This is a genomic window from Paraburkholderia azotifigens, assembly GCF_007995085.1.
GTDB lineage: Bacteria > Pseudomonadota > Gammaproteobacteria > Burkholderiales > Burkholderiaceae > Paraburkholderia > Paraburkholderia azotifigens.
On record NZ_VOQS01000001.1, the window covers coordinates 3019541 to 3038087 of the forward strand.

At 63.6% G+C, this 18547-nt stretch carries 16 protein-coding genes; 14 read left to right on the forward strand and 2 right to left on the reverse strand.

The annotated features are described in order from the left end of the window. Positions 1-90 precede the first annotated feature (90 nt). On the forward strand, positions 91-1764 hold the full coding sequence (locus FRZ40_RS13540) for a long-chain fatty acid--CoA ligase (RefSeq protein WP_147234378.1): 1674 nt from the start codon (positions 91-93) through the stop codon (positions 1762-1764). A 209-nt stretch (positions 1765-1973) separates the two neighbouring features. On the opposite strand, the gene FRZ40_RS13545 is transcribed toward FRZ40_RS13540, so the two are convergent. Together FRZ40_RS13545 and FRZ40_RS44385 are read right to left on the reverse strand one after the other, a co-directional pair. Further along, positions 1974-3176, reverse strand: coding sequence for a porin (locus FRZ40_RS13545; RefSeq protein ID WP_028371730.1), 1203 nt, complete (start codon positions 3174-3176; stop codon positions 1974-1976). Between the two features lie 173 nt (positions 3177-3349). Then, positions 3350-3535, reverse strand: coding sequence for a hypothetical protein (locus FRZ40_RS44385; protein WP_167528628.1), 186 nt, complete (start codon positions 3533-3535; stop codon positions 3350-3352). Here FRZ40_RS44385 and coq7 point away from each other — a divergent pair. From coq7 to FRZ40_RS13610, 13 genes are all read left to right on the forward strand, one after another. Further along, the gene (gene coq7 / locus FRZ40_RS13550; protein WP_028371731.1) at positions 3468-4097 is read left to right on the forward strand and encodes a 2-polyprenyl-3-methyl-6-methoxy-1,4-benzoquinone monooxygenase; all 630 of its coding nucleotides are present in this window, start codon (positions 3468-3470) and stop codon (positions 4095-4097) included. The two genes, FRZ40_RS44385 and coq7, sit on opposite strands and share 68 nt — an antisense overlap. Before the next feature lie 402 nt (positions 4098-4499). Next, complete coding sequence (gene mraZ, locus FRZ40_RS13555; RefSeq protein WP_028371732.1) at positions 4500-4928, forward strand: division/cell wall cluster transcriptional repressor MraZ; 429 nt, start codon at positions 4500-4502, stop codon at positions 4926-4928. Between the two features lie 27 nt (positions 4929-4955). Then, positions 4956-5897 carry a 16S rRNA (cytosine(1402)-N(4))-methyltransferase RsmH gene (gene rsmH / locus FRZ40_RS13560; RefSeq protein WP_028371733.1) on the forward strand — a complete coding sequence of 314 codons (942 nt, stop codon included), beginning with the start codon at positions 4956-4958 and terminating at the stop codon, positions 5895-5897. Continuing rightward, a complete protein-coding gene (ftsL, locus tag FRZ40_RS13565; RefSeq protein ID WP_028371734.1) occupies positions 5894-6244 on the forward strand; it encodes a cell division protein FtsL in 351 nt (116 codons plus the stop codon). The genes rsmH and ftsL overlap by 4 nt, the downstream gene beginning before the upstream one ends. Next, positions 6241-8115: a peptidoglycan D,D-transpeptidase FtsI family protein gene (locus tag FRZ40_RS13570; protein ID WP_028371735.1), complete on the forward strand. Its 1875-nt coding sequence runs from the start codon at positions 6241-6243 to the stop codon at positions 8113-8115. Before ftsL ends, FRZ40_RS13570 begins: the two co-directional genes overlap by 4 nt. After that, positions 8112-9650: a UDP-N-acetylmuramoyl-L-alanyl-D-glutamate--2,6-diaminopimelate ligase gene (locus tag FRZ40_RS13575; RefSeq protein WP_147234379.1), complete on the forward strand. Its 1539-nt coding sequence runs from the start codon at positions 8112-8114 to the stop codon at positions 9648-9650. The genes FRZ40_RS13570 and FRZ40_RS13575 overlap by 4 nt, the downstream gene beginning before the upstream one ends. Then, positions 9647-11062, forward strand: coding sequence for a UDP-N-acetylmuramoyl-tripeptide--D-alanyl-D-alanine ligase (locus FRZ40_RS13580; protein ID WP_147234380.1), 1416 nt, complete (start codon positions 9647-9649; stop codon positions 11060-11062). Before FRZ40_RS13575 ends, FRZ40_RS13580 begins: the two co-directional genes overlap by 4 nt. Positions 11063-11079: 17 nt before the next feature. After that, positions 11080-12249: a phospho-N-acetylmuramoyl-pentapeptide-transferase gene (gene mraY, locus FRZ40_RS13585; RefSeq protein ID WP_028371738.1), complete on the forward strand. Its 1170-nt coding sequence runs from the start codon at positions 11080-11082 to the stop codon at positions 12247-12249. A gap of 47 nt (positions 12250-12296) precedes the next feature. After that, positions 12297-13811: a UDP-N-acetylmuramoyl-L-alanine--D-glutamate ligase gene (gene murD, locus FRZ40_RS13590; protein WP_028371739.1), complete on the forward strand. Its 1515-nt coding sequence runs from the start codon at positions 12297-12299 to the stop codon at positions 13809-13811. Next, positions 13808-15091 carry a putative lipid II flippase FtsW gene (gene ftsW, locus FRZ40_RS13595; RefSeq protein WP_028371740.1) on the forward strand — a complete coding sequence of 428 codons (1284 nt, stop codon included), beginning with the start codon at positions 13808-13810 and terminating at the stop codon, positions 15089-15091. Before murD ends, ftsW begins: the two co-directional genes overlap by 4 nt. Continuing rightward, positions 15088-16206 carry an undecaprenyldiphospho-muramoylpentapeptide beta-N-acetylglucosaminyltransferase gene (gene murG, locus FRZ40_RS13600; RefSeq protein WP_147234381.1) on the forward strand — a complete coding sequence of 373 codons (1119 nt, stop codon included), beginning with the start codon at positions 15088-15090 and terminating at the stop codon, positions 16204-16206. The genes ftsW and murG overlap by 4 nt, the downstream gene beginning before the upstream one ends. After that, a complete protein-coding gene (gene murC / locus FRZ40_RS13605; RefSeq protein ID WP_028371742.1) occupies positions 16203-17597 on the forward strand; it encodes a UDP-N-acetylmuramate--L-alanine ligase in 1395 nt (464 codons plus the stop codon). Before murG ends, murC begins: the two co-directional genes overlap by 4 nt. Beyond that, positions 17594-18535, forward strand: a complete 942-nt coding sequence (locus FRZ40_RS13610; protein ID WP_147234382.1) for a D-alanine--D-alanine ligase — start codon at positions 17594-17596, stop codon at positions 18533-18535. The genes murC and FRZ40_RS13610 overlap by 4 nt, the downstream gene beginning before the upstream one ends. The last annotated feature ends 12 nt before the right edge of the window (positions 18536-18547 follow it).

The window sequence follows — 18547 nt, forward strand, 5'->3', positions numbered from 1 at the left end:
CTGGGGGCTTATCCCGAATATGGGTGCGTGAGCGCATGCTACGATGCGGCTTTTAGCACGACCATTCGAAAATCACGGAGGAGACGCCGTATGGAAAAAGTCTGGCTGAAGTCGTACCCGCCCGGCGTGCCGACAGAGATCGACCCAACGCAATACGAGTCGGTCACCGCGATGCTCGAGGAGAGCTTCCGCGAGAATCGCGCGAAGCCTGCATTCGCCTGTATGGGCAAGCAGATCAGCTACGGCGAACTCGACAGCCTGTCGACGCGGCTTGCAGCCTGGCTCCAGGCGAAGGGAATTGCGCGCGGCGCGCGTATCGCGGTCATGATGCCCAACGTGCTGCAGTATCCCGTCGCGCTCGCGGCGATCTTGCGCGCGGGCTATGTCGTCGTGAACGTGAATCCGCTCTATACGCCACGCGAACTCGAACATCAGCTGAAAGACAGCGGCGCCGAAGCGATCATCTTGCTCGAGAACTTCGCGGTGACGTTGCAGGCCATCGTGCGCAATACCGCGATCAGGCATGTCGTCGTGGCGTCGATGGGCGACCTGATGGGCGCGAAGGGCTTGATCGTCAATTTCGTCGTGCGCCGTGTGAAAAAGATGGTGCCCGACTGGAGCCTGCCAGGACACGTCGCTTTCAATGACGCTATTGCCGAAGGCGCCCGCAGCCAGTTCAAGCCGATCAAGCAGACTCCCGACGACGTCGCGTTCCTGCAGTACACGGGTGGCACGACGGGTGTCGCGAAGGGCGCCACGCTGACGCATCGCAATCTGGTCGCGAACGTCCTGCAGTCGCACGCGTGGGTCGAACCGGCGCGCAGCAAGCGCAGCGACATCGACCAGTTCGTGACCGTTGTGGCCCTGCCGCTGTACCACGTGTTTGCGCTCACCGTGTGCGGTCTGCTGACCATTCGCACGGGCGGGCTCGGCGTACTGATTCCGAATCCGCGGGACATCGCGGGGATGATCAAGTCGCTGCATGGCTACAAGATCACGACGTTCCCGGCCGTGAACACGCTGTACAACGCGATGCTCAATCATCCCGATTTCGCGAAGCTGGACTTTTCGAACCTGCTGGTCGCAAATGCCGGCGGGATGGCTGTTCAGGAAGCGGTCGCGAACCGGTGGTACGAGCGCACGCACGCGCCGATCGTCGAGGGCTATGGTCTTTCGGAGACGTCTCCATGCGTGACCTGCAATCCAACCACGGTCACGGAATACAGCGGCACGATCGGATTGCCGTTGCCGTCCACGGAGGTCTCGATCCGCGACGACGACGGAAACGAACTGCCGCCCGGACAGGCCGGCGAGTTGTGCATTCGCGGCCCGCAGGTGATGGCGGGTTACTGGAACCGGCCGGACGAAACCGCGAAAGTGATGACGCCCGACGGCTTCTTCCGTTCGGGCGATATCGCGACCGTCAGCGCAGACGGCTTCGTGAAGATCGTCGACCGCAAGAAGGACATGATTCTGGTCTCGGGCTTCAACGTCTACCCGAACGAGATCGAGGACGTCGTCGCGAAGCACCCCGGCGTGTTCGAGGTCGCAGCGGTCGGTGTGCCGGACGAGCATTCAGGCGAAGCGGTGAAGCTGTACATCGTGAAGAAGGACGATGCGATCACCGACACCGACATCTTCGCGTACTGCAAAACACAATTGACGGGCTACAAACGGCCGCGGACGGTCGAATTCCGCAAGGAACTGCCGAAGAGCAATGTCGGCAAGATCCTGCGACGCGAATTGCGGGACGGACGCGCGTGACAGCAGCGCTCGGTTAAGACAAGGCGACAGGCGAGAGAGACCAGCCGCGAACAGACCGGCACGACAGCCGGCGCAGAAAGCACGGCTCAACGGTTCGAATCCGTTGGGCCGTTTTTCTTTGTGCGAACTTGATATCGGATGACGCCAGAAGCACCAATAAAAAAGGGCGTCCGAAGACGCCCCAGAGGGTACTACGCTTTCACAACTTATTAGAACTTGTGACGGATACCGACGCGAGCCGTCAACTGGTTGTTCGAGTTCGACGGCGTCAGACCGTTGATCGAAGCAACTGCTTGCTGGCCCGTCGAGTCCGTACCCGAAGCGTGCTGGTACACGCCGATCAGGTAGACGTCCGTGCGCTTCGACAGGAAGTAGTCTGCGCCGAGTGCGCCCTGGTTGTAGTGCGCGCCGCCGTGACCGTTGAACGAAGCGAGGCGCGTGTAATCATATGCTGCGCCCAGAACGAGAGCCGGCGTCAACTGATACTTGAAGTTGATTTCGCCGTTGTTGAACGTTGCCGAGCCGCGGTAAGCCGGAGCCGTGACGTTCTCCGTGCCGAGGTTGCCGAACTGGATGAACGAATACGTCACGCCGACCGTTGCTGCGCCGAACGTGTACGCACCACCTGCGCCGCCGACCTGGTACGAGTTAGCCGAAGCGAAGCCCGAGATGACCGGGTTACCTTGGACGCCCGTAACCTTGCCGATGTTGTTGGTCGGGTTCGCGCCGCTGCTCGGCACGTTGCCCCAGAACGAGGTATTCGGATCGCGGACGTTCAAGTAGCCAGCACCCAACACCAGCGGGCCGTTGTTGTAGCCTGCGCCCAACGACCAGATCTGGTTGCGGCCCGTCGCGCCTGCAACACCACCGAGGCTATACATGCCGCCGAACGTCAGGCCCGCGTAGTTCGCGCTCGTGAACTTGATCGCGTTGTTGGTACGATTCGCATTGTTGAAGTTGTCCAGATCGTCCGGGTGAGCCGCGATGTAGCCGCCCCACTGGTCGCCGGCTTCCAGGGGACCGACGTAGTCGACCACGGAGTCATACTGGCGACCCATCGTAACCGTACCGAAGGGGCTCGACAGACCGACATAAGCCTGACGGCCGAAGAGTGCGCCGCCCTGACCAGACTTGCCGGAGTTCACGTCGAAGCCGCTTTCCAGCACGAAGACAGCTTTCAGGCCACCGCCCAGATCCTCGGTACCGCGCATGCCCCAACGGCTACCTTGCAGAACGCCGCTCGACAGGTTGTACAGGCTCGAGTTCGTACGGCCAGCGCCAGCTGCCGTCTGCACGTGGTTGGTGTAGTTAAAACCTTCGTCAATAATGCCGTACAACGTCACGCTGCTCTGAGCATGAGCGACGCCAGCAAATGCGCCCAGTGCTGCAAGAGCGAGAAGCGACTTTTTCATCGAAAGATCTCCAAGGATTTGCAAATTATTTTCAAGCAAGGCAAGTAGTTATCTGTGTTGCGGCCTTGCGTAACTTCGTCAGGAAGTTGCACCGTAATGTAACAAAGACACCTAAGCGCACAAAGAAAAAGCGGGCCGCTGATCGGACCGCTGTTTCGTTTACGCAACATGGTCTAAAATCCAAAACTGGCCGTCGGAAATGCTTCGGAATTTTTCCTCTCATTGTCCGCAAAGCCTTGCTGGATGAGGGTTTGCGAGAAGCGGTCCGCGCGCCGGGTTGTGGAGGCCAGAATGCTGCTTGATGAATTGATTACTGAGTTCGATCGGGGTTTACGCTCAATGGCCGGGGTGTCGCGCATGTCGCGTCCGCTCCCCGTGCCGCCGGCATCGACGGAGCACGTCGAACTGACCGACGAAGAGCGCGCGCACGCGGCGGGATTGATGCGTGTGAATCATGTAGGTGAGGTCTGCGCGCAGGCGCTTTATCAGGCCCAAAAGATCGCGACGCGTTCGCCCGCGCTCAAGCAGGCTTTCGAGCACGCCGCGCGTGAAGAGGAAGATCATCTCGCGTGGACGTACAAGCGCCTCGAAGCGCTCGAATCGCGTCCCAGCCTGCTCAATCCACTCTGGTATGCTGGCGCCCTCGCGATCGGGTTCGCTGCCGGCCGCCTCGGCGACCGCGTGAGCCTCGGCTTCATGGCGGAAACGGAGCGGCAGGTAGAGCTTCATCTCGACGGCCATCTGACGACACTGCCTGAAGCCGATCACGAATCGCGTGCGATCGTCGAGCAGATGCGGGTCGATGAAGCCGCGCACGGCAAGGCGGCGACGGATGCTGGCGGTATCGAGCTGCCGTTTCCGGCGCGCGCGCTGATGCGCGCGGCGTCGAAAATCATGACCCGCACCGCGTACCACGTTTAACGCTACTTAATACAGTCTGTTCGAAGTGGGACGGCGTTCTCCGCGCCGTCCTGAAAATCGCTCCAAATCCACCGTTATTCCGCGCTTTTCACCCTCCCGGAACGCTTTTATTCCACGCTCTTCCCCAGCACTTTTCACGTATCACCTTCACAAGATTCACTAGCTCATTCATTTATAACGATTTTCCGTTTTAGACGTGGCGTGAGCAAGCGGCGCTAAGTCCTTGTTCTAGCAAACAAAATCCGCGAAAAATCCGTGCCGCTCCCTTGACCGGTGTATGGGGTTACTCTAAAGTGGGAGACAGTGTGAGAAAGTGTATTTTTGTGTGATCCAACGCGCTTTCTCCAGTAAATTTCCAGAATCGGGCGACATCTTTCAGCGCCCTGACAAAAGGGGAGTGAAGTGTTCCAAGGGGCGTCAGCGCTGACACTCGATGCGAAGGGGCGGATGTCCGTCCCGTCTCGCTATCGTGACGCGCTGCAAGGACAGGCAGAAGGCCGTATGACGATTACGCGTCATCCGGACGGCTGCCTGTTGCTGTTTCCGCGCCCCGAGTGGGAAGTCTTTCGCGCCAAGATCGTCGGCCTGCCGATGGATGCCAAGTGGTTCCAGCGCATCTTCCTCGGCAGTGCAGCGGATGTCGAACTGGATACAGCTGGCCGCGTCCTGATCGCGCCGGAATTGCGTCAGGCGGCGAAGCTGGAAAAAGAAGTGATGTTGTTGGGAATGGGTAGCCGGTTCGAGATCTGGGACAAGGAAACTTACGACGCGCAGGAACAGGAAGCGATGTCGCAGGGCATGCCCGAGTCCTTGAAGAACTTCACATTCTGATCGCAGGTAATACATATGGCGCCTGCGATGGGTAACGAATTGCAGCATCGCACGGTGCTGCTCGAAGAAGCGGTGAATGCGCTCGTCACGCGCGCGGACGGTCTCTATATAGATGGCACGTTCGGGCGCGGCGGCCATAGCCGCGCGGTGTTGGCAAAGCTGGGTGACGCAGGCCGTCTGATCGCATTCGACAAAGACCCGCTCGCCATCGCCACCGCGCAGCAGGTAGGCGATCCGCGCTTCGAGATCGTGCATGAAAGTTTCGCATCACTGCGCGACGCGATGAGCGAGCGCGGGGTAGGGCGTGTGTCGGGAGTGCTGCTGGATCTGGGCGTGTCGTCGCCGCAGTTCGACGACCCGGAGCGGGGGTTCAGTTTCCGCGCCGACGGCCCGCTCGACATGCGGATGGACCCGACGCGCGGCGAATCCGCAGCGGACTGGCTGGCGCGGGCGACGGTGCAGGAAATGACGGAGGTGATACGGGATTATGGGGAAGAACGGTTTGCTTTTCAGATTGCAAAGGCGCTTGTTGCTCGCCGGGCAGAGTCCGACCGTCTTGGGCCTCTCGTCAGCACGGGCGAGCTTGCCCAAATCGTGGCTAACGTCGTCAAAACCCGTGAGAAGGGTAAGGATCCGGCAACCCGCACCTTTCAGGCTATACGGATTCACATCAATCAAGAGCTTGCGGAGCTGCAAGTCGTACTAGAAGCAGCATTGTCGTTGCTGGAGCAAGGGGGGCGGCTGGTCGTGATCAGCTTTCATTCGCTCGAAGACCGGATCGTCAAACGGTTCATGCAGACGCACTCGAGTGCGCCTGCTGTCGATCGCCGTCTGCCGATTCGTGCCGTCGACCTGCCGAGCCCGCCTCTTAAACTGCTAGGCCGCGTATTCGCGAGCGACGCCGAAGTCGCCGCGAACCCGCGCGCCCGTTCCGCCGTGATGCGCGTTGCGGAGCGGATCGCGCCATGAACCGCCTCAATATCTTCCTGCTGATCGTCGTCATGGGTTGTGCGCTTTCCGTCGTCAACGCGACCAATCAGCAGCGCCAGTTTTTCATCCAGTTGCAGCGCGCCCAATCGCAGGAGCGCCAGCTGCAGCAGGACTATTCGCAGCTCCAATATCAGCAGAGCGCGCTGTCGAAGACGTCACGCATCGAGCAACTCGCAACCGACTCGCTGAAGATGCAGGGCGCGACGACGGGCCGCACGCAATATCTGACGCTCGACGCGGGCTCCGCGAAGGCCGAAGACGCGCCCATTCCGGTTTCCGCGCCGAACCCGGCGTCTGCCGCGAAAGCGCGTGGAGGCACGCGATGAAGAAATCGTCGAACAAGAACAAGAGCGTTGCGTTCTCGGCGAATCCGATTCTTTCGGTGCGACTGCCGATGTGGCGCTCGAAGCTCGTCGTGTTTCTGCTCTTCATGGCGTTCGTCGCGCTGACGGCGCGCGCGTTCTGGATCCAGGGTCCGGGCAACGCGTTCTATCAGAAGCAGGGCGAAAGCCGCTATCAGCGCCGCCTCGAACTGCCCGCCACGCGCGGCAAGATTCTCGACCGTAACGGCCTCGTGCTCGCGACGAGCCTGCCCGTGCGCGCCATCTGGGCGATTCCCGAATCGGTGCCGGACGATCTCGGCGCGGACAAGCTCGCCGATCTGGCCAGGCTGCTCGACATGACGCAGCCGGAACTGCGCAAGAAGCTGTCGGAAGACAAGACGTTCGTCTACGTGAAGCGCCAGGTGCCCGTCGACGTCGCGGCAAAAGTGGAGGCGCTGAACATTCCCGGTATCTATCAGCGTAACGAGTACAAGCGCTTCTATCCCGAAGGCGAGATCACGGCTCACCTGATCGGCTTCACGAACGTCGAGGACGAAGGCCAGGAAGGCGTCGAGCTCGGCGACCAGAAGCTGCTCGCGGGCATGGCGGGGAGCCGTCGCGTGATCAAGGACCGTCTCGGCCATATCGTCGAAGACGTGGACGAGCAGGTCGTGCCGCACAACGGTCAGGACGTCGATCTGTCGATCGACAGCAAGATCCAGTACATCGCCTACACGAACCTGAAAGCGGCCGTGCAGAAGTTCAAGGCCAAAGCGGGCGCGGCGATGGTGATCGACGTGCGCACGGGCGAAGTGCTCGCGCTCGTCAATTACCCGACGTACAACCCGAACGACCGCTCGCATCTGACGGGCGAACAGTTGCGCAACCGCATTCTCACCGACACCTTCGAGCCCGGTTCGATCATGAAGCCGTTCACGGTTTCGCTCGCGCTCGACCTGCACCGCGTCACGCCGACTACACTGGTTGATACGGGCGGCGGCCGTTTCGTGCTGGACGGCGCGCCGATCACCGACGACGCCGGTTTCGGCGTGCTGACGGTCAGCGGCGTGATCCAGAAGTCGAGCAACATCGGCGCGACCAAGATCGCGATGCAGCTGCGGCCGGAAGAGATGTGGAACATGTACACCAGCATCGGTCTCGGCCAGGCGCCGAAGGTCGGTTTCCCTGGCGCGGCGGCGGGCCGTCTGCGTCCGTGGAAGAGCTGGCGCCGCATCGAGCAGGCGACCATGTCGTACGGCTACGGTTTGTCGGTGTCGCTGTTCCAGCTGGGACGCGCCTACACGGCGATCGCGCACGACGGCCAGGTAATGCCCGTGTCGATTTTCCGCACGCCGAAAGATCAGCCCGCGACGGGTCCGCAGGTCTTTTCGCCGACCACCGCGCGTGAAGTCCGCGCGATGCTCGAGTCCGTCGTGTCGAAGGACGGCACGTCGCCGGATGCGGCCGTTCCCGGTTATCGCGTCGGCGGCAAGTCGGGTACGGCGTACAAGCATGTGGGCCGCGGCTATGACCACAGCAAGTACCGTGCGTCGTTCGTCGGCATGGCGCCGATGCCGAATCCGCGCATCGTGGTGGCCGTGTCCGTCGACGAACCGACGGCGGGCAGCCACTTCGGCGGCCAGGTGTCGGGCCCCGTGTTCTCGTCGATCGTCGGCGATACGCTGCGCTCGCTGAACGTGCCGCCCGATCAGCCCGTCAAGCAGATGGTGGTATCGGACGAAGTGAATCCCGCGGCGCCCGCTGCCGCGTCGCAACCGGCTGCGAGCGGTGCGAAGAAACTGTCGACGCACGCCGCGCCGAAAAAGCTGCAGATTTCAGACAACACGAAGAACCGCCCCGGAGTAGTTAGATGAGTGCGCTGCGTTCTTCTCATCCGGCGCAACAGCAGATTGCTGACGCGCTAGCCTGGCTGCGCGCACATGCGCAGCCAGGCGCACATTTGCACGCCGATACCCGCAAGATCGCGGCGGGCGACGTGTTTCTCGCGTACGCCGTCGACGGCGCGGATAACCGTCCGTTCATCCCCAGTGCGATTGAGCGTGGTGCAGCGGCGGTGCTCGTGCAATCGGATGGTTTTGCGGGCGGTCTCGATTCCGCCACGATGTACGCCGTGCCGCACCTGAACGAACTGGCGGGCACGATCGCGAGCGCGTGGTACGGCGATCCGAGCGACGCGATGCGCGTGATCGGCGTGACGGGCACGAACGGCAAGACGTCGTGCACGAACTGGATTTCGGCTGCGCTGACGGCGCTCGGCCAGCCGTGCGCGATCATCGGTACGCTCGGCAGCGGCATGCCGGGCCAGTTGGTGCAAACCGGCTTCACGACCCCCGACGCGCCGCAACTGCAACGCAGCCTCGAGCAACTGCGTGCCGCTGGCGCGAAGGCCGTTGCGATGGAGGTGTCGTCGCACGCGCTGCATCAGGGCCGCGTGAACGGCACGGCGTTCAGCGTCGGCGTGTTCACGAATCTCACGCAGGATCATCTCGACTATCACGGCACGTTCGCTGCGTACGAAGCGGCGAAGGCGCGCCTCTTCTCGTGGCCGGAACTCAAGGCCGCCGTCATCAATGCCGACGACGAAGCAGGCCGCCGCATGATCGCGAGCACGAACGGCCACGCGAAGACGATTGCGTACTCGCTGCAGCCGCGCGCCGATGTGAAGGCGGACGCGTCGATCGTCGCGTCGAACGTGCGCGCGACGGCGACGGGCACCGCATTCCACATCGCTTCGGACTGGGGCAGCACGGACATCGAAGTCAACACGCTCGGCGCGTTCAATGTGAGCAATCTGCTCGGGGTGCTCGGCGCGCTGCTCGCGTCCGATGTGCCGTTCGATGCCGCCGTTGCGCAGATCGCGAAGCTCGAATCGGTGAATGGCCGGATGGAGCGCCTTGGCGGCCGTCTGCAGAACGACGAGCCGCTTGTCGTGATCGACTATGCGCACACGCCGGACGCGCTCGAACAGACGCTGACGGCACTGCGCCCGATCGCCGACGCGCGCGGCGGCAAGCTGGTGTGCATGTTCGGCTGCGGCGGCGATCGCGATGCGACCAAGCGTCCGCTGATGGGCGAAATAGCCGAACGTTGCGCCGACGGCGTCGTCGTGACGAGCGACAACCCGCGCAGCGAAGATCCGCAAAAGATCATCGACCAGATCGCAGCAGGCATGAAAGACGCGTCGAAGGCGCGCCGGATCGAAGACCGCGCGAGCGCGATTCTGCAGGCGGTGCGTTGCGCGGCGCGCGAGGACGTGGTCGTGCTGGCGGGCAAGGGGCACGAATCGACGCAGGAAATCATGGGCAAGAAGCGCGCGTTCTCGGATCAGGATCACGCACGGCTCGCGCTCGCGGCCCGCGCAACGCACGCACGCGGAGGTGGCGAATGAGCATGTTCACGCTGCGTGAAGCCGCCGCGGTGATTCCGGGCGCAACGGTCGCCGGAAACGATTCGATCGCGTTCGATCGCGTGTCGACGGACAGCCGCACGTGCGGTCCCGGCGATCTGTTCGTCGCGTTGAAGGGCGACCGTTTCGACGCACACGATTTTCTCGCCGACGTCGCCGCGCGCAACGTGAGTGCCGTGCTCGTCGCTCGCTTGCCGGATAACTTCACCGTGCCCGCACTGCGCGTGACGGGCGATACGCGCAATGCGCTCGGCGCGCTGGCGAACGGCTGGCGCAAGCGCTTTTCGATGCCGGTAGTGGCCGTGACAGGCAGCAACGGCAAGACGACGGTCAAGGAAATGATCTCGTCGATTTTCACGGCGGCCGTCGGCGAAGCGGCGCGCCTTGCGACGGCAGGCAACTTCAACAACGACGTCGGCCTGCCGCTGACGTTGTTCCGCCTGAACGAAACGCACAAGCTGGCTGTCGTCGAACTCGGCATGAATCATCCGGGCGAAACCGCGCTGCTCGGCAAGATCAGCGAGCCGACTGTCGCTGTCGTCAACAACGCGCAGCGCGAGCATCAGGAATTCATGGCGACGGTCGAAGCCGTCGCGCTCGAACACGCAAGCGTGATCCACGCGCTGAAGCCAGAAGGCGTCGCCGTGTTTCCAGCCAACGATGCGTACGCGAGCATCTGGCGCGTCGCGGCGACGGGCAACCGCATTATCGATTTCGCGCTCAATACGGCTGAACGCATGACGGAAGCCGCGGTCCAAGGCTCGCTCGACGGTAATCAGTTGAGCATCGATACGCCCGAAGGCCACGTCGACGTCACGCTGCAGGTGCTCGGCGCACACAACGCGCACAACGCGCTGGCAGCCACGGCGGCGGCGCTCGCAGCGGGCGTGTCGCTCGATGCGATCAAGCGCGGACTCGAAGCATTCGGCGCAGTCAAGGGCCGCTTGCAGGTGAAGCGCGCGGTGCTCGGCGCGATGACGGGCGCAACCGTGATCGACGACACGTACAACGCGAATCCCGATTCGATGCTGGCCGCGATCGATGTGCTCGCCGCACGTCCGTCGCCGCGCGTGCTGGTGATGGGCGATATGGGAGAAGTCGGCGACAACGGTCCCGAGTTTCATCGCGAAGTCGGTGCATATGCGAAGGCGCGCGGCATCGATGCGCTGTACGCGCTCGGCGACGCCTCGCGCGATGCCTGCGCGGCGTACGGCAGCGAAGCACGCCACTGCGACGACGTCACTGCGCTCGTCGCGCAATTGCAGCAGGCCGGTTACGGCCCGGCTGCGACGTATCTCGTGAAAGGCTCGCGCTTCATGAAAATGGAGCGCGTGGTGGACGCCGTTACGAGTCCACAACCCGCTGCACCGGGCACGGCGCCCGGCGCACACTGAAAGAGAAGGACAGAAGTATGCTACTGGCGCTGGCGCAATGGCTGCAGAACGACGTCGGCTTTTTGCGCGTGTTCAGTTATCTGACGTTTCGTGCCGTCGCGGCGACGATCACCGCGCTGCTGATCGGTCTCGTCTGCGGCCCGTGGGTGATCCGCAAGCTGACGCAGATGAAGGTCGGCCAGGCCGTGCGCAAGGACGGCCCGCAAACGCACCTCGTGAAATCGGGTACGCCGACGATGGGCGGCGTACTGATTCTGATCGGCATCGCCGTGTCCACGCTGCTGTGGGCCGACCTGACCAACCGCTTCATCTGGATCGTGATGCTCGTCACGTTCGGCTTCGGCGTAATCGGCTGGGTCGACGACTATCGCAAGGTCGTCTACAAGGATCCGCGCGGCATGTCGTCGCGCGAAAAGTATTTCTGGCAATCGGTGATCGGCCTGTTCGCGGCCGTTTATCTCGCGTTCAGCGTGTCGGAAGCGAGCAACGTGCGGGTGTTCGATCTGTTCATGGCGTGGGTGCGCAGCGGGCTGTCGATGGGCCTGCCCGCGCGCGCCGACCTGCTGCTGCCGTTCCTCAAGTCGATGACCTATCCGCTCGGCGTGTGGGGCTTCATCGCACTCACGTATCTCGTGATCGTCGGTTCGAGCAATGCGGTGAACCTCACCGACGGCCTCGACGGCCTCGTGATCATGCCCGTCGTGCTGGTCGGTTCGTCGCTCGGCGTGTTCGCGTACGTGATGGGCAGCGCCGTCTATTCGAAATACCTGTTGTTTCCGCACATCGCGGGCGCGGGCGAAATGCTGATCTTCTGCTCCGCGATGGGCGGGGCGGGGCTCGCGTTTCTCTGGTTCAACACGCACCCGGCGCAGGTGTTCATGGGCGACGTCGGCGCGCTGGCGCTCGGCGGCGCGCTTGGCACGATCGCCGTGATCGTGCGTCAGGAAATCGTGCTGTTCATCATGGGCGGGATTTTCGTTGCCGAGACGGTGTCGGTGATGTTGCAGGTTACGTGGTTCAAGTTCACGAAGGCACGTTTCGGTGAAGGCCGCCGCATCTTCAAGATGGCGCCGCTGCATCACCACTTCGAACTGTCGGGCTGGAAGGAAACGCAGGTGGTCGTGCGTTTCTGGATCATCACGTTGATGTTGTGCCTGTTCGGTTTGTCCACGCTCAAGTTGCGCTGATCGAGTCGCAATAAGCCGCATTCAAAGCAAGCAAGGGGAAGCAGTCGATGTTTGGCGAGAAGTTTCGGGATCGGCAAAAGCCGATGGTGCTCGTGCTGGGGCTCGGTGAATCGGGCCTCGCGATGGCGCGCTGGTGCGCGCGGCATGGTTGCCGCCTGCGTATCGCCGACACGCGCGAAGTGCCGCCGAACCTGTCCGCGCTCGAAGCGCACGGTATCGAAGGCAATTTCGTCGGCGGACCGTTTTCGGACGTGCTGCTGGAAGATATCGAACTGGTTGCGATCAGCCCCGGCCTGTCGCCGCTCGCGGCCGATCTCGTTCCGCTGATCGCCGCCGCGCGCGAGCGCGGCATCCCCGTGTGGGGCGAACTCGAATTCTTCGCTCAGGCGCTCAAGACGCTCGGCGAAAGTGGCTACGCGCCGAAGGTGATCGCGATCACGGGCACCAACGGCAAGACGACTACGACGAGTCTCACGGGCCTGCTGTGCGAACGCGCGGGCAAGAAGGTCGCCGTTGCGGGCAACATCAGCCCCGCAGCGCTCGACAAGCTCACGGAAGCCATCGACAACACCGCGCTGCCCGACGTGTGGGTGCTCGAACTGTCGAGCTTCCAGCTGGAAACGGCCCATACGTTCGAGCCGGACGCAGCCGTGATCCTGAACATCACGCAAGATCATCTGGACTGGCACGGCGGGCTCGATGCCTACGCTGCCGCGAAGGGCAAGATTTTCGGCAAGAACACGGTGCGCGTGCTCAACCGCGACGATGCGCGCGTGATGGCGCTCGCGCCTTCCGGGCAGAGCGGCGCTCAACTGGTGACGTTCGGCGTCAACGAGCCGGTGCGGGACGGCGACTATGGCTTGCTGCGCGACAACGGCATGGTCTGGCTCGTACAGGCCCAAGACCGCGACGCCACCGACGAGCCCGTGCCGACGCGCCGCCGCAAGAGCGAATCCACGACGCCGCCGGACATCGCCCTCAAGCGCCTGATGCCCGCTGACGCGTTGCGCATCCGCGGCCTGCACAACGCGACGAATTCGCTCGCGGCGTTCGCGCTGGCGCGCGCAATCGGTTTGCCGGGCGCGCCGCTGCTGCACGGTTTGCGCGAGTATCGCGGCGAGCCGCATCGCGTAGAGCTGATCGCGTCGATCGACGGCGTCGATTATGTGGACGACAGCAAGGGCACGAATGTCGGCGCGACGGTGGCGGCGCTCGACGGTCTCGCGCAACGCGTCGTGCTGATCGCGGGCGGCGACGGCAAGGGTCAGGAATTCGATCCGCTCGCCGAGCCGGTGACGCGCTGGTGCCGCGCCGTCATGCTGATCGGCCGCGACGCGCCGCAAATCCGCGCAGCGCTCCAACACACGGGCATCGCGATGACCGAACACGCGACGCTCGAAGAAGCGACGCGCGCCGCGAGCGCCGTTGCGCAGCCGGGCGATGCCGTGCTGCTGTCGCCCGCGTGCGCCAGCTTCGACATGTTCAAGGGTTATGCACATCGCGCGGCGGTTTTCCGCAGCGCGGTCGAAGACATCGCTGCCGAACGGGGGACGATGATATGAGCTGGACGGAACGCTTCGGTTCGCAACTCGGCAAGCAACGCGGTTCGGTCGCTGGGCAAACCAGCGGCGCAGCTGCATCCGGGCGCACGTCGCGCACGGGCGGGCTGTCGAGCGCGGTCAACGGCGTGCGTCCGCTGCGCTCGCGGATGCTCGACTACGATCATTCGTTGCTGTGGGTCGTCGTCGCGCTGCTGGGTCTCGGCATCGTGATGGTGTACTCGGCGTCGATCGCGATGCCGGATTCGCCGAAGTACGCGTCGTATCGCGACTACGCATTCCTCGTGCGTCAGGTCATTTTCGTCGTAATGGGTTCTGTCGCGGGCGTGATCGCGTTCCGGGTGCCGATTTCCACGTGGGACAAGTACGCGCCGAGGCTCTTCCTGATCGCGCTCGCCGCGCTCGTGATCGTGCTGATCCCGCACGTCGGCAAGGGCGTGAACGGCGCGCGCCGCTGGATCCCCCTCGGCATCACGAACATGCAGCCGTCGGAAATCATGAAGCTCGCCGTGACGATCTACGCGGCGAACTACACGGTGCGCAAGCAGGAGTACATGCACAGCTTCGCGAAGGGCTTTCTGCCGATGGGCTTCGCCGTCGGTGCGGTCGGCATGCTGCTGCTCCTTGAGCCCGACATGGGCGCGTTCATGGTGGTCGCGGCGATCGCGATGGGCGTGCTGTTCCTCGGCGGCGTGAACGGCAAGATTTTCGGCGGACTGGTGGCGACGGCTGTCGGTACCTTCACGCTGCTCGTTTGGGCGTCGCCGTGGCGCCGCGAGCGGATCTTCGCGTACCTCGATCCGTGGGACGACCGCTATGCGCAGGGCAAGGCTTATCAGTTGACGCACTCGCTGATCGCCTTCGGCCGTGGCGAGTGGTTCGGCGTGGGTCTCGGCGGCAGCGTCGAGAAGCTCAACTATCTGCCCGAAGCGCACACCGACTTCATTCTCGCCGTGATCGGCGAGGAACTCGGCTTTGTCGGCGTGCTCGTCGTGATCCTGATGTTCTACTGGATCGTGCGCCGCTCGTTCGAAATCGGCCGTCAGGCGCTCGCGCTCGACCGCACGTTCGCGGGTCTCGTTGCGAAGGGCGTCGGCATCTGGTTCGGCGCGCAGACCTTCATCAACATGGGCGTGAACCTCGGCTTGCTGCCGACCAAAGGTCTCACGCTGCCGCTCGTCAGCTACGGCGGCTCGGGCATCTTGCTGAACTGCGTCGCTGTCGGCGTGCTGATGCGTGTCGACTACGAGAACCGGGTCCTCATGCGCGGGGGCAAGGTATGACGATGCAACAACGCACGCTGATGGTGATGGCCGGCGGCACCGGGGGACATGTGTTCCCGGGCCTCGCCGTCGCCCACCTGATGCAGGCGTGGGGCTGGCGCGTCGTGTGGCTCGGCAATCCCAACGGCATGGAAGCGACGCTCGTCCCGAAACACGGCATTCCGATGGAGTACGTGCAATTCGGCGGCCTGCGTGGCAAGGGTATGAAGACCAAGCTGATGCTGCCCGTGAATCTGCTGCGCGCGTGCATGCAGAGTCTGTCGGTGCTGCGTCGTGTGAAGCCCGATGTCGTGCTCGGCATGGGCGGCTACATCACGTTTCCCGCAGGCGTGATGACGGCGCTGAGCGGTACGCCGCTCGTGCTGCACGAACAGAATTCCATCGCCGGTCTCGCGAACAAGGTGCTCGCGAAGCTCGCGCGGCGCGTGCTCGTTGCGTTTCCGAACGCGCTGCCGAACGCCGAGTGGACGGGCAACCCGATTCGTGAGGAACTTGCGCGCACGCCGGCACCCCAGACACGCTACGCGGCGCGCCGCGGTCCGCTGAATGTGCTCGTCGTGGGCGGCAGTCTCGGCGCGTCGGCGTTGAATGAAGTGGTGCCGCGCGCGCTCGCGAAGCTCGCGCCGCAGGAGCGGCCGCGCATCGTGCATCAGGCGGGCGCGAAGCATATCGACGCGTTGCGCGCGAACTACGAAGCGGCGGGCATCGCGGCGGGCGACGAGGTCCAGCTCGTGCCTTTCATCGACGACATGACGAGCGCCTACGCGAACGCGGATCTCGTGATCTGCCGTTCGGGCGCGATGACGGTCGCCGAGATCGCGGCGGTGGGCGTGGCGGCATTCTTCGTGCCGTTCCCGTACGCCGTCGACGATCACCAGACAACCAACGCAGCGTTTCTCGCCGACAACGGCGCGGCGCTGCTCGTACAACAGCGCGATCTGTCGGCGGATGCACTCGCTGCCTGGTTGCGCAGCCAGACGCGGGCCTCGCTCGCGGAGATGGCGGAGCGTTCGCGCTCGCTCGCGAAACCCGACGCCACCGAACAGGTCGCACAGATCTGCGCGACGGCGGCGGGCGTGACCCCGAGCCTGAGCCCGGAAGGAAAGCAGCAATGAAACATATCGTCAAACACATTCACTTCGTCGGGATCGGCGGCGCGGGCATGAGCGGCATTGCCGAAGTGCTCGTCAATCTCGGCTATCAGGTCAGCGGCTCGGATCTGTCGCGCAACGCGGTGACGGAGCGCCTCGCGGCGCTCGGCGCGCGTATCGCGATCGGTCACGACGCGGAGAACATCGAAGGCGCGAATGCCGTCGTCGTGTCGACGGCCGTGCGCAGCGACAACCCCGAAGTGCTGGCTGCGCGCCATCGCCGCATCCCCATCGTGCCGCGCGCCGTGATGCTCGCGGAACTGATGCGCCTGAAGCAGGGCATCGCGATCGCGGGCACGCACGGCAAGACCACGACTACGTCGCTGGTGGCGAGCGTGCTGGCGGCGGGCGGTCTCGATCCGACTTTCGTGATCGGCGGACGTCTGATCAGCGCGGGCGCGAACGCGCGTCTCGGCACGGGCGATTTCATCGTCGCCGAAGCGGACGAATCGGATGCGTCGTTCCTAAACCTGTTTCCGGTGATCGAAGTCATCACGAACATCGACGCCGATCACATGGACACCTACGGCCACGATTTCGCGCGGCTCAAGCAGGCGTTCATTGAATTCACGCACCGTCTGCCGTTTTATGGCATTGCGGTGCTGTGCGTCGACGATCCGAACGTGAAGGAAATCCTGCCGTTCGTATCGAAGCCGATCATCCGCTACGGCTTCGCGTCCGACGCGCAGGTGCGCGCCGTGAACGTTGAAGCGCGCGAAGGCAAGATGCATTTCACGGCGATGCGCGAAGACGCGCCCGCCATTGACATCGTCTTGAACCTGCCCGGCCTGCACAACGTGCAGAACGCGCTGGCCGCGATTGCAATTGCGACTGAACTTGAGGTGAAAGATGCCGATATCCAGCGAGCGCTCGCGGATTTCAACGGCGTCGGCCGGCGTTTCCAGCGTTACGGCGAAGTGAGCGTCGCAAGCGGCGGCGCGTACACGCTCGTCGACGACTACGGTCATCACCCCGTCGAAATGGCGGCGACGGTGGCTGCCGCGCGCGGCGCGTTCCCGGACAAGCGTCTCGTGCTCGCGTTCCAGCCGCACCGCTTCACGCGCACGCGCGATTGCTTCGAAGATTTTGTGAAGGTGCTGTCGACGGTCGATGCGCTCGTGCTGACGGAAGTCTATTCGGCGGGTGAAGCGCCTATCGTCGCGGCGGACGGCCGTTCGCTGACGCGTGCGATCCGCGTCGCGGGCAAGGTCGAGCCGGTATTTGTCGAAACGGTGGATGAAGTGCCGGACGCGCTCGCTGCAATCGTGCGCGACGGCGATGTGGTGATCACGATGGGCGCGGGTTCGATCGGCAGCGTGCCGGGTCGGCTCGCAGGAAACGAAGGTGTGAAATGAGCGGTATCGATCCCAAATCTTTCGGCAAGGTTGCTGTGCTGCTCGGCGGTGCGTCCGCCGAGCGCGAAGTGTCGTTGAACTCCGGCAGTCTCGTGCTGCAAGGGCTGCGCGCTGCGGGCGTCGACGCACATCCGTTCGATCCCGCCGAGCGTCCGCTCGCGGCATTGAAGGACGAGGGCTTCGTGCGCGCGTTCAACGCGCTGCATGGCGGCTACGGCGAGAACGGCCAGATTCAGGGCGCGCTCGATTTCTACGGCATCCGTTATACGGGCAGCGGCGTGCTCGGCTCGGCGCTCGGTCTCGACAAGTTCCGCACGAAGCTGGTGTGGCAGCAGCTCGGCATTCCGACGCCGCCGTTCGAAGCGGTGCTGCGCGGCGACGACTACGCTGCGCGCGCGAAAGACATCGTCGCGAAGCTGGGCCTGCCGCTTTTCGTGAAGCCGGCGAGCGAAGGTTCGAGCGTCGCTGTCATCAAGGTGAAGGCGGCCGACGCGCTCGTGCCCGCGCTCGAAGAAGCCGTGAAGTTCGACAAGATCGTCGTGGTCGAGAAGAGCATTGAGGGCGGCGGCGAGTACACGGCGTGCATCGCGGGCGATCTGGACTTGCCCATCATCCGCATCGTGCCCGCCGGCGAGTTCTACGACTATCACGCGAAGTACATCGCCAACGACACGCAGTATCTGATTCCGTGCGGTATCGCGGCTGAAGAAGAAACACTCCTGAAGAAGCTCGCGCGCCAGGCGTTCGACGTGCTCGGCTGCACCGACTGGGGCCGCGCCGATTTCATGCTGGACGGCGAGGGCAACGCGTATTTCCTCGAGGTGAACACGGCGCCGGGCATGACGGATCACTCGCTGCCGCCGAAGGCCGCGCGTGCTGTCGGCATCAGCTACCAGGAACTGGTGGTGAAGGTGCTCGCACTGACGCTAAAGGATTAAGGAACACGCCTC

Coding starts and splice junctions, on each gene's coding strand:
- murC (WP_028371742.1), top strand. CDS start 16,203: ATGAAACATATCGTCAAACACATTCACTTCGTCGGGATCGGCGGCGCG.
- mraY (WP_028371738.1), top strand. CDS start 11,080: ATGCTACTGGCGCTGGCGCAATGGCTGCAGAACGACGTCGGCTTTTTG.
- FRZ40_RS13580 (WP_147234380.1), top strand. CDS start 9,647: ATGAGCATGTTCACGCTGCGTGAAGCCGCCGCGGTGATTCCGGGCGCA.
- murD (WP_028371739.1), top strand. CDS start 12,297: ATGTTTGGCGAGAAGTTTCGGGATCGGCAAAAGCCGATGGTGCTCGTG.
- ftsW (WP_028371740.1), top strand. CDS start 13,808: ATGAGCTGGACGGAACGCTTCGGTTCGCAACTCGGCAAGCAACGCGGT.
- FRZ40_RS13545 (WP_028371730.1), bottom strand. CDS start 3,176: ATGAAAAAGTCGCTTCTCGCTCTTGCAGCACTGGGCGCATTTGCTGGC.
- FRZ40_RS13540 (WP_147234378.1), top strand. CDS start 91: ATGGAAAAAGTCTGGCTGAAGTCGTACCCGCCCGGCGTGCCGACAGAG.
- FRZ40_RS13610 (WP_147234382.1), top strand. CDS start 17,594: ATGAGCGGTATCGATCCCAAATCTTTCGGCAAGGTTGCTGTGCTGCTC.
- coq7 (WP_028371731.1), top strand. CDS start 3,468: ATGCTGCTTGATGAATTGATTACTGAGTTCGATCGGGGTTTACGCTCA.
- ftsL (WP_028371734.1), top strand. CDS start 5,894: ATGAACCGCCTCAATATCTTCCTGCTGATCGTCGTCATGGGTTGTGCG.
- rsmH (WP_028371733.1), top strand. CDS start 4,956: ATGGGTAACGAATTGCAGCATCGCACGGTGCTGCTCGAAGAAGCGGTG.
- FRZ40_RS13570 (WP_028371735.1), top strand. CDS start 6,241: ATGAAGAAATCGTCGAACAAGAACAAGAGCGTTGCGTTCTCGGCGAAT.
- FRZ40_RS13575 (WP_147234379.1), top strand. CDS start 8,112: ATGAGTGCGCTGCGTTCTTCTCATCCGGCGCAACAGCAGATTGCTGAC.
- FRZ40_RS44385 (WP_167528628.1), bottom strand. CDS start 3,535: ATGCGCGACACCCCGGCCATTGAGCGTAAACCCCGATCGAACTCAGTA.
- murG (WP_147234381.1), top strand. CDS start 15,088: ATGACGATGCAACAACGCACGCTGATGGTGATGGCCGGCGGCACCGGG.